15 protein-coding genes are annotated in these 15,174 nt (G+C 68.8%); 12 read left to right on the top strand and 3 right to left on the bottom strand.

Going from position 1 to position 15,174, the window contains the following annotated elements; genetic code table 11:
- The gene (locus ACH4EW_RS29735) at positions 1-201 is read left to right on the top strand and encodes a hypothetical protein (RefSeq protein ID WP_398262197.1); all 201 of its coding nucleotides are present in this window, start codon (positions 1-3) and stop codon (positions 199-201) included.
- A gap of 170 nt (positions 202-371) precedes the next feature.
- Complete coding sequence (locus ACH4EW_RS29730) at positions 372-1,397, top strand: TSUP family transporter (protein WP_398262195.1); 1,026 nt, start codon at positions 372-374, stop codon at positions 1,395-1,397.
- Positions 1,398-1,791: 394 nt separating this feature from the next.
- Here the strand turns inward: ACH4EW_RS29730 and ACH4EW_RS29725 are convergent, their stop codons facing one another.
- Positions 1,792-3,135, bottom strand: a complete 1,344-nt coding sequence (locus ACH4EW_RS29725; RefSeq protein WP_398262193.1) for an ABC1 kinase family protein — start codon at positions 3,133-3,135, stop codon at positions 1,792-1,794.
- A 146-nt stretch (positions 3,136-3,281) separates the two neighbouring features.
- On the opposite strand from ACH4EW_RS29725, the gene ACH4EW_RS29720 reads away from it, so the two are divergent.
- Entirely contained in the window at positions 3,282-4,478 is a 1,197-nt protein-coding gene (locus ACH4EW_RS29720; protein ID WP_398262191.1) for a HEAT repeat domain-containing protein, read from the top strand.
- Between the two features lie 70 nt (positions 4,479-4,548).
- Here the strand turns inward: ACH4EW_RS29720 and ACH4EW_RS29715 are convergent, their stop codons facing one another.
- A complete protein-coding gene (locus tag ACH4EW_RS29715) occupies positions 4,549-5,193 on the bottom strand; it encodes a winged helix-turn-helix transcriptional regulator (RefSeq protein WP_398262189.1) in 645 nt (214 codons plus the stop codon).
- A gap of 548 nt (positions 5,194-5,741) precedes the next feature.
- Between ACH4EW_RS29715 and ACH4EW_RS29710 the strand changes: the two genes are divergently transcribed.
- The 7 genes from ACH4EW_RS29710 to ACH4EW_RS29680 all read left to right on the top strand — a co-directional run bounded on the left by ACH4EW_RS29710 (position 5,742) and on the right by ACH4EW_RS29680 (position 11,219).
- Positions 5,742-6,176, top strand: a complete 435-nt coding sequence (locus ACH4EW_RS29710) for a DUF1428 family protein (protein WP_398262187.1) — start codon at positions 5,742-5,744, stop codon at positions 6,174-6,176.
- A complete protein-coding gene (locus tag ACH4EW_RS29705) occupies positions 6,173-7,450 on the top strand; it encodes an MFS transporter (RefSeq protein WP_398262185.1) in 1,278 nt (425 codons plus the stop codon). Before ACH4EW_RS29710 ends, ACH4EW_RS29705 begins: the two co-directional genes overlap by 4 nt.
- Before the next feature lie 89 nt (positions 7,451-7,539).
- Complete coding sequence (locus tag ACH4EW_RS29700; RefSeq protein WP_398262183.1) at positions 7,540-8,049, top strand: SRPBCC family protein; 510 nt, start codon at positions 7,540-7,542, stop codon at positions 8,047-8,049.
- 28 nt (positions 8,050-8,077) lie between these two features.
- Positions 8,078-8,545, top strand: coding sequence for an SRPBCC domain-containing protein (locus ACH4EW_RS29695; RefSeq protein WP_398262181.1), 468 nt, complete (start codon positions 8,078-8,080; stop codon positions 8,543-8,545).
- A 37-nt stretch (positions 8,546-8,582) separates the two neighbouring features.
- Complete coding sequence (locus tag ACH4EW_RS29690) at positions 8,583-9,317, top strand: SDR family NAD(P)-dependent oxidoreductase (protein WP_398262179.1); 735 nt, start codon at positions 8,583-8,585, stop codon at positions 9,315-9,317.
- 71 nt (positions 9,318-9,388) lie between these two features.
- Positions 9,389-10,111, top strand: a complete 723-nt coding sequence (locus tag ACH4EW_RS29685) for a class I SAM-dependent DNA methyltransferase (RefSeq protein ID WP_398262177.1) — start codon at positions 9,389-9,391, stop codon at positions 10,109-10,111.
- A 16-nt stretch (positions 10,112-10,127) separates the two neighbouring features.
- Positions 10,128-11,219 (top strand): ScyD/ScyE family protein, encoded by a 1,092-nt coding sequence (locus ACH4EW_RS29680; protein WP_398262175.1) that lies wholly within the window; start codon positions 10,128-10,130, stop codon positions 11,217-11,219.
- A 58-nt stretch (positions 11,220-11,277) separates the two neighbouring features.
- On the opposite strand, the gene ACH4EW_RS29675 is transcribed toward ACH4EW_RS29680, so the two are convergent.
- Entirely contained in the window at positions 11,278-12,039 is a 762-nt protein-coding gene (locus ACH4EW_RS29675) for a DUF899 domain-containing protein (protein ID WP_398262173.1), read from the bottom strand.
- Positions 12,040-12,288: 249 nt separating this feature from the next.
- Here ACH4EW_RS29675 and ACH4EW_RS29670 point away from each other — a divergent pair, with 249 nt between their 5' ends.
- Both ACH4EW_RS29670 and ACH4EW_RS29665 read left to right on the top strand, forming a co-directional pair.
- A complete protein-coding gene (locus tag ACH4EW_RS29670; protein ID WP_398262171.1) occupies positions 12,289-13,260 on the top strand; it encodes a DUF1702 family protein in 972 nt (323 codons plus the stop codon).
- Between the two features lie 64 nt (positions 13,261-13,324).
- On the top strand, positions 13,325-15,172 hold the full coding sequence (locus ACH4EW_RS29665) for a CRTAC1 family protein (RefSeq protein ID WP_398262234.1): 1,848 nt from the start codon (positions 13,325-13,327) through the stop codon (positions 15,170-15,172).
- Positions 15,173-15,174: the final 2 nt, after the last annotated feature.

The raw sequence follows: 15,174 nt of genomic DNA, 5'->3' as shown, positions 1-15,174 counted from the left end.
GTGCGCGACGAGGCTTTTCAGTTGGCACAAGAGCGGGATGGTTGGCACCGGCTGAAGTCGCGGGCCGGCGGGCGGATGTGGGAGATCGCCGCCTGCCGTCACGACAGGCTCACCGCCGAACTGCGGACGGCCGACGGCACGATCGCCGACCTGGGGTTCGTCGGCCTCGACGACAGTGGCCCGGACGCATCGCATCGGTGAGCTCGAAGAGCCCGTCCGCGCGGGAGTAGAGGCAGTCGTAGAACTCAACCCGAAAGCGGGGGCGTTCTTCCAGGGTGCTGATTCGCGGGACTCCACAGTCGGCGGCGTTCTCGTCGTTCTACGATGCGGCGACGCCTGATGACCGAGGGTCGAACGAGGGGGAGATCGTTGTGACTGGCCGCTTGAGGGTGCGTCGGGTGCTGGTGGTCAACGCGGCTCTGGCCGGGGTGGTCTGGCTGGTCTGGGCGCTGGTGTGGGGTGCGGAGTACTTCGACGTCCTCGCAGAGAACTGGCGAGTGGCGGTGACGATGGTCTTCGGCTCCCTGGTGGGCGGCGGGACCAGTGAAGGCGGGGGCGCGATCGCCTTTCCGGTGATGACCAAAGTCCTGGTCGTTCCGCCGGATCAGGCCAGGATCTTCACCTTTGCCATCCAGTCGATCGGCATGTCGGCCGCTTCACTGTCGATACTGCTGTGCCGGATTCCGGTCGAGAAGAAGGTCATACTTTACGGCTCGGCCTCCGGGGTGGTGGGAGTCGTGCTGAGCGCTACGCTGATCGCCCCGAATGTGCCGCTCCCGGTCGTACGGGCGCTGTTCACGATGCTACTGGTGGCGCTGGCCCTCGCCCTGGCGGTACAGCTGAAGCAGCGCGGCTACCGGCGCAATGCGAAGATCCCGGCCTGGCACCCTCGTGAGAAGGGCTTGGTCCTGGCAGCGGGCTTCTCGGGCGGGCTGCTCAGCGGTGTGGCAGGGGTGGGCGAGAACTGCGTGATGTTCCTCCTGCTGGTGCTGCTCTTCCGGGTCTCCGAGAAGGTCGCCACCCCGACGACCGTGATCATGATGACGGTGGTGTCCATCGCCGCCTTTCTCACCCATCTCCTCGTGCTCCGCGACTTCACCGGACCGGTCGTGGGGTACTGGACGGCGGCGGCTCCGGTGGTGGCGGTGGGTGCTCCGCTCGGGGCGTGGATCTGCACGTGGCTCTCGCCGCTCACCATCAGGGCCGTTCTCTTCGTTCTGATCGCTGCCGAACTGGTCAGCACCGTGCTGCTCGTCCCGTTCACCCCGTTCATGATCGCGGCCAGCATCACCCTGCTGGTGGTGTTCACCGCTGTGTGCGTGATGCTCGTCCGGACCGAGCGCTACGCCGCCCCGTCGCCGGAGCCCGAGCAGGAGTGGACTCCCGCGGGGGTGTGAGCCTCGAGGGGACGCCGCGGGCACTGCCGCGGGTGCTGCCGCGCGTGGACTGGCTGCGCCGCCGCATCCTCCCGCTGGACGCGTTCTCGCACGAGCTCGATCTCTGTGCCGCCCTCGGTGTACCCCCGCCCGACCGTCACCCCGCCCTCCCCGAAGCGCTGGATCTTGCCGCCATGGGCTTCGCCCTGTCGCTGGACGGGCACGACCTGCCGGCGTTGCGCGTCGAGACGCCCGACCGGGTGGCTTCACGCCGCCGACGCACCCCGTCGAGGGGGCGGCGCCCACCGGTCCGGCACTGGGCCGCCACTCCCGTAACTGATGATCGTCGCCACCCGGGATGCCGGACGGCGACGATCATCAGAGACCGGGGCCGCGCATTCTCGTCGGCTCCCGCTCAGCCCGCGGTCTCCAGCCGGCGGCGGCGCTCGCCGGCGGGGCGGCCCGACGCCGCGCGGAAGACGATGGGGCGGGCGATGGCCTGGAAGTCCACGTCGGGGTCGAGGCGGCGGACCGTCTGTTCCACCATGAGGAGCGCGAGGAGCGGGAACACGAACTCCGACGAGGCGTAGATGCCGTTGCGTCGCTGACTGGCGAACAGTTCGGTGGAGAACTCGAGCAGGTCGAAGTCCCGGGCGGTGGTGCCGCCGAAGCGGTCGACGAGACGGGTCATGTCCGCGGTGAAGGCGGCGGTGTCGCTGTGCCGGTCGACCTGTTCCGCGCTGGCCAGGACCGCTTCGGCGCATCGGGGGCCGTTGCGGAAGCCGAGGTTGAGGAAGAACAGGGCCAGGTTCTCCCGCACGACATCGGGGACGCGGTAGACGAATCCGGCGTCGAGTACGACCACGCAGCCGGTGGGGGTGAGGCGCAGGTTTCCGGGGTGCAGGTCGCAGTGGACCAGGCCGGTGCAGAAGAGCATCTCGAAGACGGCTCGGAGCGTCTGGTCGGCGAGTGCCCGTCGGCGCTCCGGGCTCAGTTCGGCGACCCCGACGTGACCGCGTACCCCGGGAACGAAGTCCATGACGACACAGGACTCTCCGCACAGTGCCGGTACGGGGGCGGGTACGGAGATGAATTCGAGGGTGGAGAGGTCATCGCGCAGGAGCGCGAGATTCCGCGCTTCGGTGTCGAGGTCGAGCTGGAGGAGCACGCTCGCGCCGACGGCGTGCGCCATCTCGGCCAGGGGGGCTCCGCGAAGGCCCGGCAGGCGACCCGCGAGCGCGAAGACCGTGCGCAGGATGGCGACGTCGCGGCGGATCGTGTCGGTGAGGTGGGGGCGGCGGAGCTTGACGGCCACCTGCTGACCGTCACGCAGACGGGCCGGGTATACGCAGGCGATGCTCCCCGAGCCGAGGGGTTCGGTGCGCAGGTCCGGCAGCAACTCCGCCCAGTCGGGCCCGAAATGCTCCACCAGGGCCTGGTGGACGTCCTGGGGCCGCATGGGTTCGACGCTGTCGTGGAGGCGTTTGAGCGCGGCGCAGGCGCGTGGCGGCAGGACGTCCTCGCGCGTGCTCGCGATCTGCGCGAACTTGATGAACGCCGGGCCCAGCCGCTCGATGATCCGGGAGAGCTCCTCGGGCCACTCCTCGGCGGTGGTCCGTCGGCCCCTCAGGCGCTGCCAGCTCTGTCGGGCCAGGTGGCGGACGGTGCCCGCGGAGACGGTCGACAGGATCCGGCCGAGGCGCAGGAGAGCGGCCGTGGTGGTCACGGCGGGCAGATCGGGGGGGTTGGCTCGTTCCATATGACCACATGTTCCTTAAGTAGACGATCTAGATTCACTGTCTCCGGTAAGGGTTTCATGGAGGCGCCCCGCTTGACAGGGTCGATATCGCTTAGTTTTTATATAACTACCTCGCATGGGGTGCACAACCTAACTGCGGAGGAAACATGACGCAATCGATCGAATCCAGGCTGCAGGAAGGCCTGGTGGCCCTTACGCCGCCGCCCGCGAGCCGTTACAACGACCCGGCGGAGTACCTGGACTTCGCCCGGCCGATCACCGAGAAGTTCCTTCCGTACGACACCCGTAGCGACAGCGAGCTGCGTGAGGTCTCCGAAGGGCACGAGAGCCCCTTGGAGCGCGAGCGCGCGCTGTGGGAGCTCGCGGACCGCAGCCCGGATGAGAGCCTGGCGTTCATCGACCAGGTGATCGGCACCGAGGCGGACCGCTCGGTCCGCTCGGGCGCGCTGTGGCTGGCCCTGCGTTCAGCCGGCCCGAAGGCCCTGAACGTGTTCGAGAAGTACGCGACGGACGACGACCCCGAGGTCGCCGACTGGGCCCGCGTGCTCACGGGTGACATCACGGGTGCGAAGCCGCAGCGTCTCTACGACGAGGCCGAGGTCGAGGAGACCGGGTTCTTCGACCAGACGGTGCCGCTCATCATCGGCGGCCGGGTCGTCATCATGACGCCGGGCGTCGGTGCGGTGCGCGCGGTGCTCTCGCCGCTGTGGTTCGACTCGATCCTCGGCCGCGTGCTGGCGAGCACCAACGTCGAGACGATCCGGACCGACCTCACCGTCGAGAAGGAGCTGAAGGGCCTCAACGCGGACGGCTCGAACCACTACGAGATCTTCCCGTTCCGCGGGCTGAGCGTTGAGTACGACGGGCGCAACCTGGAGCACAACTACCTCTCCGAGACGCTGCGGCCGTTCTACCCGAGCGGCTTCGTCGGCAAGGGCGAGATGGTCGAGGTGCCCGTGTCGCTCGGCCGTATCGCGCTCACCTCGCTTGCGCACAAGGGCGAGGTGGCCATCCACGGCGACGGTCCGCGCGCGCAGCGCCTGCGGGACGCCGACATGCCGTTCGTCCAGAGCGTGCGCGGCCGGTACTACGGCTGGGCCGCCGTCAACCTGGACCGCACCTTCGACCGTGGCACCGTCGGCGCCGGCGACGTGCAGCTGTCGAACCCGACGGACCCGATCGCGGGCCCGATGACCAACGCGAAGCTGTACGGAACGTTCCGCGGCAAGTCCGGTGACTACAGCGGTGCGGGCCGTTACACGCTCAACTCGATCAAGTGCCACGGTCGTCCCGACGGCAAGATCGACGTGGTCGAGAACGGTGCCGAACTGGCCGCCGAGTGAAGTGAGCTGACCCGGTGATACGACGGTGCACCCCCATGACGCGTGGGGGTGCACCGTTCCAGTCGCGCGCTCAGTCCAGGCCGAGCATCAGGGAGCAGCGGAGCACGGCCTCCGGATCGCCCTCGACCCGGACGTCACCGGTGGCGATGGCCTGGAACGGGGACAGCATCCGCGCGCCCACCCGGACGAACGTGCCCGCGTCGCAGGAGATGGTCAGCGCGGGTTCGGCCACCGAGCCGCGCTCGAAGGACACTTGGCCGTCGCGCACCAGGATCTGGAAGGTCTGGTCACTGACCTTGAACTCGTAGGTCTCGTCCACCTGGGGGATGGCTTCGTCGATGATCAGCGCCTGCACGGCGAGGAAGCCCCACTCGGCGCGGGTGGCTCCGGTGGTGTTCGACTTGTTGAGGAACTTCAGGCCCCAGCGTGCGAGCGCGAGGACGGACTCCCGGAGCTCCTGTCCGGCCTCGGTGAGGCGGTAGAGCCGGGCGCGTCCGTCGTCGGCCACGGACGTCTGCTCCACCAAGCCGTGCTCGCCGAGCATCCGCAGCCGGTCGGTGAGCAGGTTGGGGCCGATCCCCGGAAGATTCTCCAGCAGGCTCTTGAAGCGGGCGGGGCCGATCAGCAGCTCCCGCACGATGAGAAGCGTCCACCGCTCGCCGATGACGTCCAGGCCGACCGCGAGGCCACAGAACTGTCCGTACTCACGCTTCACCGCGGCCTCCTTTGCTCTCTTTCTTGATAGTAACATTCGCACTTCCGCGCGGAGGATCGAAGGGGTGGCGCGGGCGGCGGGGCGATGGGACCGACTGGGCTCGATGGCCGGCCGACGGGTGCCGGGAGAGCGGCGCGGGCGTGGTGGTGGGGTCGGGCGAGTGGGGCGAGGCGTCGCCGGGGCCGCGTCGGCAGCTGTCGTCGCCGTCGCTTCCGGCAGGGTCCGTTTCACGCCATCTCAGCTGCTGGTAATGGCGGTTCGGAGGAATTCCGGCGGCCCGGGGGTTCCGGACACTCGGTGCTCCGTGGCGCTCTCGGCGCCGAGTCGCAGATCCGGGGTGGCGGCCCCGGCGATACCGCCGTCCCGGGCCGCACGGCGGCACCGCTTCGATCCGACGCGCCGGGCCGTTGCGGTTGTGTCGTCGTACGCGCAGCGGGGCACCCTGCGTGGATCTTGCCAAGTTACTACGCAATCCTATAGCCTCCAGGCGATCAGCTCGATTCGCAGGCCCTTTTTCGGGCTCAATCTCGCTGGGATGGTGGATTCTCGTGTACCTCATCTGGTTCCTGCATCGGGTACTCAAGTCACGCGAAGAGGAATTCCGCACCGTCGTCTACGACGCCGTCGAGGTGTTCCGGCGGCACGGAGCCATCGGCGGCACCGTGATGGAGATGAGCGACCCGGCGGCCAAGTACGGCTGCTCGGATATCGCCTCCGGGGTCGACGTGGCACCGGACGAGGTGCTCTACGCCGAACTCACCTACTTCCACGACCGTGCGCACTACGACGAGGTCATGCCGAAGGTCGACGCCGACCCCGAGTTGGCGGAGCTCTACGAGAAGCTCGTGCGAACGGTCGACATCTCGCGAATTCTGCGCGCCGAATTCGGCACGGTGTACGAGCTGTTGAACACCGAGGAGTACGCCCGGTACCGGCGGACTCCGCACAGGCAATGGCATCCGGCACACCAGGAGACAGCGTGACGACTGAACTACAGGGCGGGAACGAGCCGGCGGCAGCTGAACCCTCATGGAACTTACGGGCCGTCACCTGGCTGTCCGGTACCCAGTTCTTCATGTTCGGCATTGCCATCGGGGTCATGACGGTCGCCTGGGCGGAGGTCATCCGCTCCTTGGACCTGAGTGACGGGTTCTTCGGCACCGCGCATCTGCTGTTGCCGGTTGTCGGCCTGCTGACCCTGCTTTCGGCCAAGCGGCTCTACCGCCACCTCGACCACCGCTACATCGGCATCTACGGCCAGATCTCCCTCATCGGGCTCCTCGTGATCCTGGCCGTGACCCAGAACTTCGTGGCCCTGCTGGTGGCGTTCGCCCTTGCCGGCCTCGGGTCCGCGCTGGTCGACACCGCCACCAACAGCGTGTTCATGGAGATCCAGGCCCGCAGTGGCCGCGAAGTGATGAACATGATGTACGCGATCAACAGCGGCGGCACGGTCATCAGCGCCCTCGGCGCGGGCGCGCTGATCAGTCTGGGCATGGACTACCGCTGGGTCGCCGTGCTGTTCGCCGCCGTCATGATGCCCGCGCTCATCGCCTCGTTCGTGATCATGTACCCGCCGGTGAGTCAGGACGAGCCCGAGGAGGCGCCGGGCGGAGCGGCGGCCGAGGACGACATCGGCATCCGGAAGCTGATGCGCAACCCGCTGTTCCGTGTGGTCTTCGTGATGACCGTGCTCGCTATCGCGGTCGAGAGCATTGTGCAGGTCTGGTCGGTGATCTACGTCGACCAACTCCTCGACGCCCCCATCGTCTACGGTGGCGCGGCGTTCGCCCTGTTCAGCCTCACGATGATGATCGGGCGGATGATCAACGCCGGGCTGGTGGCCGCGCTCGGTATCCGCAGGTCCTTCTTGATCTCCGCGGTCGGGACCGCGCTCTCCGGGGCGCTGCTGATGGCCGGCACCCACCTGTGGCTGTCCGTCTTCGCCTTCCTGCTGATGGGCATCGCCATCGCCGGCGTACAGCCCACCTGCCTCAGTGCCTCGGCCCGGGTGGCGCCCAGCCGTGTCAACATCGTCGCGGCGGCCATGATGGTGCCCGCGTACGCCGCGTTCATCGCGACGCCGACCGCCTACGGCTGGCTCTCCGACGCGACCTCGCTGAACACCGCCATGGTGCTCGTCGTGATCGCGGGCGTCGGGATCGGCGTGCTCGCCCTCGGCCGGCCGGTCGCCGAGGCCGATCGGGCAGCGGAGCCGACCGAGCCCGAGGGAACCACGCTCACCGCCCAGCCCTGATCACCCCCCTCCTCGCGTACCGCCCATCCCCACCACGCCCGGCCCCGCGCACTCCCCGCCCCCGCCCTCGCACAGAAGCGGAGTTCATGATGAGCGGATCGCTCAGCGCCCTCGGAACGGCCTCGCGTACGGCACGCACGGCCAGGTTGGACCGGGTCATTCCGGCATCGCCCGCCGATGTGTGGCGGGCCTGGACCGAACCGGACCGGCTGCCCCACTGGTTCGGCCCGATCCTCAAGGGTGTGCCGGGACCCGGAGAGGAGTACGTCCTCGAAGGACGCGGCCAGCACGGGGACACCATCGTCTGCCGCGTCCTCGCCTGGGAGCCGCCCGCGCGGCTCCGGGTGACCTGGCGCTACACCGGCGAGACCGACTCCGAGCTGCGCCTGACCCTGTCGCCCACGGACGACGACGGCACCCGGCTGATCCTGGAACACACGGGGTTCGGACCGGAGGCCGACCCGGTCGACTACGCGGCCGGCTGGCACATGTACACCGACAACCTGGAAGCACATCTCACCGGAAAGCCCGGTGTGGCGGACTCCGACGCGCGCTGGATGGAACTGATGCCCGTCTACGCTGCGGCCGCCGCCGACTGAGCGTACAGACCGAGGAGAGAGCACGGCCGTGAGCACCACCGGCGCGAACGGCGGCCGGGACGCCGTTCCGGTCCCTGACATCCTGCATTCCACACTGGTCCGCGCGGCCCCCCAGGACGTGTTCGGCCTCCTGTCCAGCGGCACGGGCTGGGACAAGTGGTTCACCGACGGCTCGACCTTCGAACCGTCCGTGGGCAGCCCGGTGCATCTGATCTGGCGTCGGCGGAGCGAGGACGGCGGTGATGTCACCGATGACGGGGTGGTCACGGAGTGCGTACCGGGCGAGCGCTTCGCCTTCACCTGGGGCACGCCGCCCTCGCTGGTCACCTTCACCACCGCCGGGCACCCCGACGGCACGTGGCTCACGGTGGTGGAGACCGGGCTGCCGCAGACCGCGGACGGGCTCGCCCGGTTCGGGGACTGCGCGCCCGGATGGGGCGAGGCCCTCACACTCGTCCGCTGTTACGTCGAACACGGAATCCGTCTGTCCACCTGAGCGGGCACCCTCCCGCCGACACAGGAGCTGATGTTCCATGACGAACCCCCTCAGACCATCGCGTGTCGCTCTGATCACCGGCGCGAGTACGGGGCTCGGCGAGACCATCGCCGAGTTCCTCGGCGGTGTCGGCTGGCGCCTCGTCCTCACCGCACGCACCGAGTCGGACCTGACGGCGGTCGCCGAGCGGCTCAGTGGCCGGGGCGTCATCGTCCGCGCGGTGGCGGGGGACGTGGGCGAGGCCGCACACCGAGCGCGGCTGATCGCGGAAGCGAGCTCACTCGGACGCCTCGACTGGCTGGTGAACAACGCCTCCCAGATGGGGGTCAGCCCCATCCGGCCGCTGCTGGACCACCCCGTGGACGTGTTCGAGAAGGTGCTCCGTACCAACGTGATCGCCCCCGTGGCGCTGGCGCAGCTCGCGCTGCCCCTGCTGCGGGAGACCGACGGGCTGGTGGTCAACGTGTCCAGCGAGGCGGCCGTGGACGTCTTCCCGTGCGCGGGCATCTACGGGGCCAGCAAGGCGGCGCTCGACCAGGCGTCGCGCATCATCGCGGCAGAGCTGGCCGACACCGGCGTGGGAGTCACCTCCGTCGACCCGGGCGGGATGCGCACACGCGGCTACGCCGAGGCCGAGCCCGACTTCGACCTGTCGAGCGTGCCCACCCCGGACGTGACCCTGCCGTTCTGGAAGTGGCTTGCGGAGGTATCGTCCGGCGAGGTATCCGGCCGGCGGTATCTGGCGCAGTCCGGGCCGTGGGACACCAAGTGAGCCCCCGGCCCGCAGCAGAAGCCGGATACAGGGCTCCGTACAGCGCGCTCGCCCGGGTCTACGACCGGTGGATGGCAGCGGACAAAATCCCGTACGACCAATGGCTTGCCTTCACGGAGAAACGATTCGACGAGGCCGGATTCGCGGTGCGGACTGTACTCGACGTGTGCTGTGGCACCGGTATGGGGATACGGACCCTGCAGGACCATGGCTACCAGGTCACCGGGGTCGACGCGTCCGAGCAGATGCTGGACATCGCCCGCGCGCGCACCAGCCCCGGAACCGAGCTGCTGTGCCTGGCCCTGCCCGACGAACGGATCTCTGCCCTGGGCCCCTTCGACGCGGCCCTGATCTGCTTCGACGGGGCGAACTACCTGGCGGGGGACGGTGCCCTCGCCACCACACTGCACCAGCTCGCCCGGACGCTTCGGCCCGGCGGGTTGCTCGTGTTCGACCTGAGCACCCGGCCGAGCTTCGAAGCCATCGCCGCACTCGGTGAGTTCGGCGAGGACTTCGGTGACTTCGCCTACATATGGAATACCCGGCACGAACCGGACACATCCTCGTACGAGTACCTGGTGTCGCTGTTCGTGCCCGAGGGGGAGCTGTACCGGAGGTCGGTCGAGCGACACCCGCAGCGCTGCTTCACCCGTGACGAAGTCGAGAACGCGCTGCGCGGCGCCGGGTTCACCGACATCGCCGTCTCGGACAACTACGCCGAACGCGGCGTGACCGACGCCACCCGGCGGGAGACCTGGAGTGCCCGCCTCACGACCGGGTCCATTCCACGATGACGCACAGGGGGCTTTGATGCTGCGCCGACTGTATGCCGCCACGCTCGCCACCGCCATGCTCTGCGGACTGATGACCGCCGCCGCCTCGCAGGCCGCGGCGGACACGCGGCTCGACGTGGTCGCGGAGAACCTGGTGACCCCGCGCGGGCTCACCTGGGACGCCCACGCCGGGCGCGTCCTGGTCACCGAGGCCGGCAAGGGAGGACCCGCGCCGTGCGCGGCCGGTGTGGGAGGGTACCCCGCCTGCTTCGGCACCAGCGGGGCCATCACCTCGTACACCCCGAGGAACGGCAAGACCGAACGCATCGCCACCGGGCTGCCGTCGGTGATCAACGAGTTCAGTGTGCTCGGACTGCACGACATCGACGCGAGCCACGGGCGCATCTCGGTGGTCTTCGGCCTCGGTGGGCAGATGTCCACGCGGAAGGGTCTGGGCCCGGCGGCGCGGGGTCTCGCGCAGACCGGCACCATCGACCGCAACGGCAGGCTCCGCCCGGTCGGGGACCTCCTCGCGTTCGAGGAGCGGTACAACCCGCACCGCGCGGACGTCAACGCCAACGCGTACGGGATCACACGCGTGCCGGGCGGGACGCTGGTGGCGGAGGCCGGCGGCAACGACATCCTGTGGGTGTCCGACAGCGGTTCGGTCCGCATGCTCGCCCTGCTGCCCGACCAGATCATCGACGGCAGCCCGTCCGAGTCCGTGCCGTCGGCCATCGTGCGGGGGCCCGACGGCACCTTCTACATCAGTGAGTACAGCGGCGAGCCGACTCAGATGGGGAAGGCCCGGATCTGGCGCCTCGTGCCCGGGTGGAAACCGACCGTCGTGACGAGCGGGTTCACCGGCATCATCGATCTCGCCTTCGACCGTCAGGGGCGGATGCTGGTGCTCGAACTGGCCGAGCAGGGCTTCGACTCGCCCGACCGGACCGGGCGGCTGGTGCGCATCGAACACAACGGGAAGCGTACGGTCCTGGCCCGCGAGGGCCTGGAGCACCCCGGCGGGGTCACCGTCGCGCCGAACGGTGACATCTACCTGACCAACCGGACGACGTCGCTCGGCGAGGCGAACGGACAGCTCCTCCGGCTGCGTCAGGGCCGATCGTGAACCAGGGGCCGTCGGGGACGCGTGGGGCGTCCGCGACGGCCCCCGGACGCGGCCGGTGTCAGGTGCCGCAGTGGCCGCAGCCGTCGTCCCCGCTTCGGCCGTCGCGGTCCTCGTAGTCGTCGTGGTGACGGACCCAGTTCATGATCCCGGCCTCCTCCTGGCGCCCGAGGGGGGTCAGGTCCAGGTAATTGAAGGTGCCGTTGAGGAGATCGGTGCCACGCGAGTACGTCGAGTAGGTGTGAAAAACGCGCGTGCCCTCGCGGAGGAAGACACTCAGGCCGTGTTGCTCGCCGCTCAGGGCCCAGGAGCCGATTCCGGCCTCCCGTAGTTCGTCCTTCGTACGGAAGTTGAAGAGGACGGGTGCCACGAATTCATCCATGGTGACGTGGAAGTCGTAGTTGAACGACGTGCCGTGGGAGGAGAACCATGGAAAGGTCCACCCCATGCGTTCACGGAATTTCGTGATGTTCGCGAGCGGCGCGCGTGAGACCACGGCGAAAGATGTCCGGGCCGCGTGCAGATGCACCAAGTGACCGACGTTGTCGGCGAGGAGCGAGCACCCGGTGCAGCCGGCATCCCAGTCGGGGGCCAGCATGAAGTGATAGACGATGAGTTGACGGCGGCCGTCGAACAGGTCAACGAGGGTTGCCGTGCCGTTCGGGCCGTCGAAGACGTACGGCTCGGTAATCTCGACCATCGGCAGGGCCCGGCGTTGTGCGCTGAGCGCGTCCCGTTCCCGGTCGAACTGTTTCTCCCGTGCCAGCAGTTCCTTCCGGGCCGCTAACCACTCTTCCCTCGACACAATCGCAGGACTGTTCATTTTCGGGTCTCGCCTTCGTCGTACCTTCCCAGCAGTCGGAACCCTACCGGAAGGGGGGAGGCCGCAGCGGACGGCGCACGACGCATTCGTGCCCGGACCCGGCGCCGAAACCACGTTCCCGCGACCCGGTGCACGGAACGGGAATTGGGGAGCGCACATTTCGAGTAGACAGCGGCCCGGAAGCGCCCGGTACATTCGGCATGACTTTGCAGTACGAACTCGAATCACTCGACGAGGGGATACCGCACGGTGACGGCTGGATTACGTGCGCTCCGGCGCCGAATACTGACCCCCGCGCTCTCCAGTACCAGTCTGGAAGTGCGCGGATTCCGCAAGAAGAACGCAACGGCCCAGGAACTGCTCGAAACCATCGGGCGTACCTTCCTCGAAGGATACGGGCAGATCGTCGAGGCACCGGATCCGCAGGCCGCCGAGTCCCGGCTGGAGCGGATTCCCAGTGAGTTCCGGGGATTTGCCTATGAGGGTGCTGCCATGGCCTGCTCCGTTCTGGACGCGTTGCCCGGCAGTAAGGAGCAACGCCTGAGGGGGCTCCTCGCCGGACGCGGCGGCGCCCACCCGTACATGGCCTACGTGGGGATCGGCTGGGCCATGGCGCGGCTGCCCCGGGTGCTGCGTCCGGACACGGCGAGCGCGGACCCGCTCCTGAGGTGGCTCGTCCTCGACGGATACGGCTTCCACCAGGCGTACTTCCACACCGACCGTTATGTCCGCCGGCAGTACCGCGACCGGAGGCCGGCGTGGCCGCAGGACCTGGCCTCCTACGCGCACCGCGCGGTGGACCAGGGGATCGGCCGGGCGCTGTGGTTCGTCGGCGGTACCGACGTCGACGCGGTGCTGGCCCTGGTCGGCGCCTTCCCGTCGGCGCGACGGGGTGACCTGTTCGGCGGGGTGGGCCTGGCCGCGACCTATGCCGGCGGGGCCGACGCGGACGAGCTCCTGCGTCTGCGGGAGGGCGCCGGGGAGTACCGGCCGCAGCTCCTGCAGGGTTCGGCGTTCGCCGCGGAGGCGCGTGAGCGCGCCGGCCTGACGGTGCATCACACAGCACTCGCCACCGAGGTGCTGTGCGGCATGGATCCACAGGGTGCGGCACGCGTCTGCCGGGAACTGCGGCCGGACGCGCCCGACTGCGTGGACATGCCGGCGTACGAGACGTGGCGTCAACGCATAGCCGGAGCACTCGTTTCCGAAGGAAGGTGTTAGCCCCGTGACCACCGCGCGATCCTGGCTTTATCCGAAGCTTCCCGGAATCATCGCCGTCCTGCTCATGGCGGTCACCTACGTGGTGGTGCGCCCGGCGTCACCGTCCGCCGCGCAGACGGCCGAGCTGGCGGACTCCTTCGCGTTCACCCCGAAGTCGATCCCCATGCCCGCCGGTTTCGACCAGCAGGAGATCCGCCGGGTCAACAAGGACTACCAGCACATCGAGGCGTGGATCTCCTCGGTGGGCGCCGGAATCGCCATGAACGACGTCGACGGCGACGGCCTCGCCAACGACCTGTGCGTCACGGACCCCCGGATCGACCAGGTCGTCATGACGCCCGTACCCGACGAACGAGGCGGCCGCTACGCGCCGTTCGCGCTCGACCCCGCTCCGCTCCCCATGGACGACACGATGGCCCCGATGGGCTGTGTCGCCGGTGACTTCAACGAGGACGGGCGCATCGACCTGCTCGTCTACTACTGGGGGCGCACACCGATCATCTTCCGGGCCCGGTCCGGTCAGGACACCATGACCGCCGCCTCCTTCGAGCCCGTCGAGCTGGCCGCCGACGTCGGGGAGGCGCGGTACACGGGGCCTCGGTGGAACAGCAACGCGGTGACCATCGCGGACTTCGACGGCGACGGGCACGAGGACATCTTCATCGGCAACTACTTCCCGGACGGCCCTGTCCTCGACCCCTCCGTGCGAGGCGGCGTGGTCATGAACGACTCGCTGTCCAACGCCCTCAACGGCGGCGAGGACCACATCCTGCGGTGGACCGAGGACGGATTCGTGCAGGCCGAGAACGTCATGCCCCGTGACATGCGCATCGGGTGGACGCTCGGCGCGGCCGCCACGGACCTGGACGGCGACCAGTTGCCCGAGCTGTACGTCGCCCACGACTTCGGGACCTCACGGATGCTGCACAACAGGTCGAAGCCCGGCGACATCAAGTTCGCCGAGGTGAAGGGCGCCCACAACCCGATGGTGCCCAAGTCCAAGCGCATCGGAGCCAGTTCCTTCAAGGGCATGGGGATCGACTTCGGGGACCTCGACCAGGACGGCCTGTTCGACATGTTCGTCTCCAACATCACCACCTCGTTCGGTCTGCAGGAGAGCAACTTCGCGTTCCTGAGCACCGCCGACGGCCTGGGCGACGTGCGCGCCCGGATGAGCCGGGGCGAAGCGCCGTACGTGGACCGCAGCGCTCCCCTCGGTCTCGCCTGGTCGGGCTGGGGCTGGGACGTGAAGATGGGCGACTTCGACAACGACAGCCAACTTGAGATCACCCAGGCCACCGGTTTCGTCAAGGGCCGGCACAACCGGTGGGCCCAGCTGCAGGAACTGGCCACCTCCAACGACGGGCTGGTCGCCGACCCCGGCTGGTGGCCTCACGTCAGGAAGGGCGACGACCTGGCCGGTGACCAGACGATGCGGTTCTTCGCGAAGACCCCGGACGGGAGTTACGCGAATCTGTCGGACCGGCTCGGCATGGCCGTGCCCATCCCCACCCGCGGCCTGGCCGTCGGGGACGCCAACGGTGACGGCAAGCTCGACCTGGCAGTGGCACGGCAGTGGGGTGAGCCGGCCTTCTACCTGAACGAGGGCCCCGCCACCGGCGACTTCCTGGGCCTGAAGCTGACCCACCCCTCCGGATCACCGGTCGTCGACGCCCAGGTGACCGTGACCCTGGCCGACGGCACCCGGCGGATCAGCCGGGTCGACGGGGGTGGCGGACACTCCGGCAAGCGCAGCCACGACGTGCACATCGGGCTGGGCGAGCAGGGCGACACGCCGGTACAGGTACGGCTGAGGTGGCGGGACCGCTCCGGCGAGACCCACGAGAAGGACCTGAAGCTGGCCCCTGGCTGGCACGCGCTGCAGCTTGCGTCCGACGTCAAGGAGAGGTGACG

This window comes from Streptomyces sp. NPDC018000, from assembly GCF_044328025.1.
In the GTDB taxonomy this organism is placed as follows: domain Bacteria; phylum Actinomycetota; class Actinomycetes; order Streptomycetales; family Streptomycetaceae; genus Streptomyces.
This window is presented reverse-complemented; position numbering and strand designations above follow the sequence as displayed.

Bases quoted from the DNA above. Each gene is read 5' to 3' on its own strand.
- ACH4EW_RS29725 (WP_398262193.1), bottom strand. From the start codon at position 3,135: ATGGAACGAGCCAACCCCCCCGATCTGCCCGCCGTGACCACCACGGCC.
- ACH4EW_RS29720 (WP_398262191.1), top strand. From the start codon at position 3,282: ATGACGCAATCGATCGAATCCAGGCTGCAGGAAGGCCTGGTGGCCCTT.
- ACH4EW_RS29700 (WP_398262183.1), top strand. From the start codon at position 7,540: ATGAGCGGATCGCTCAGCGCCCTCGGAACGGCCTCGCGTACGGCACGC.
- ACH4EW_RS29690 (WP_398262179.1), top strand. From the start codon at position 8,583: ATGACGAACCCCCTCAGACCATCGCGTGTCGCTCTGATCACCGGCGCG.
- ACH4EW_RS29685 (WP_398262177.1), top strand. From the start codon at position 9,389: ATGGCAGCGGACAAAATCCCGTACGACCAATGGCTTGCCTTCACGGAG.
- ACH4EW_RS29680 (WP_398262175.1), top strand. From the start codon at position 10,128: ATGCTGCGCCGACTGTATGCCGCCACGCTCGCCACCGCCATGCTCTGC.
- ACH4EW_RS29675 (WP_398262173.1), bottom strand. From the start codon at position 12,039: ATGAACAGTCCTGCGATTGTGTCGAGGGAAGAGTGGTTAGCGGCCCGG.
- ACH4EW_RS29665 (WP_398262234.1), top strand. From the start codon at position 13,325: ATGGCGGTCACCTACGTGGTGGTGCGCCCGGCGTCACCGTCCGCCGCG.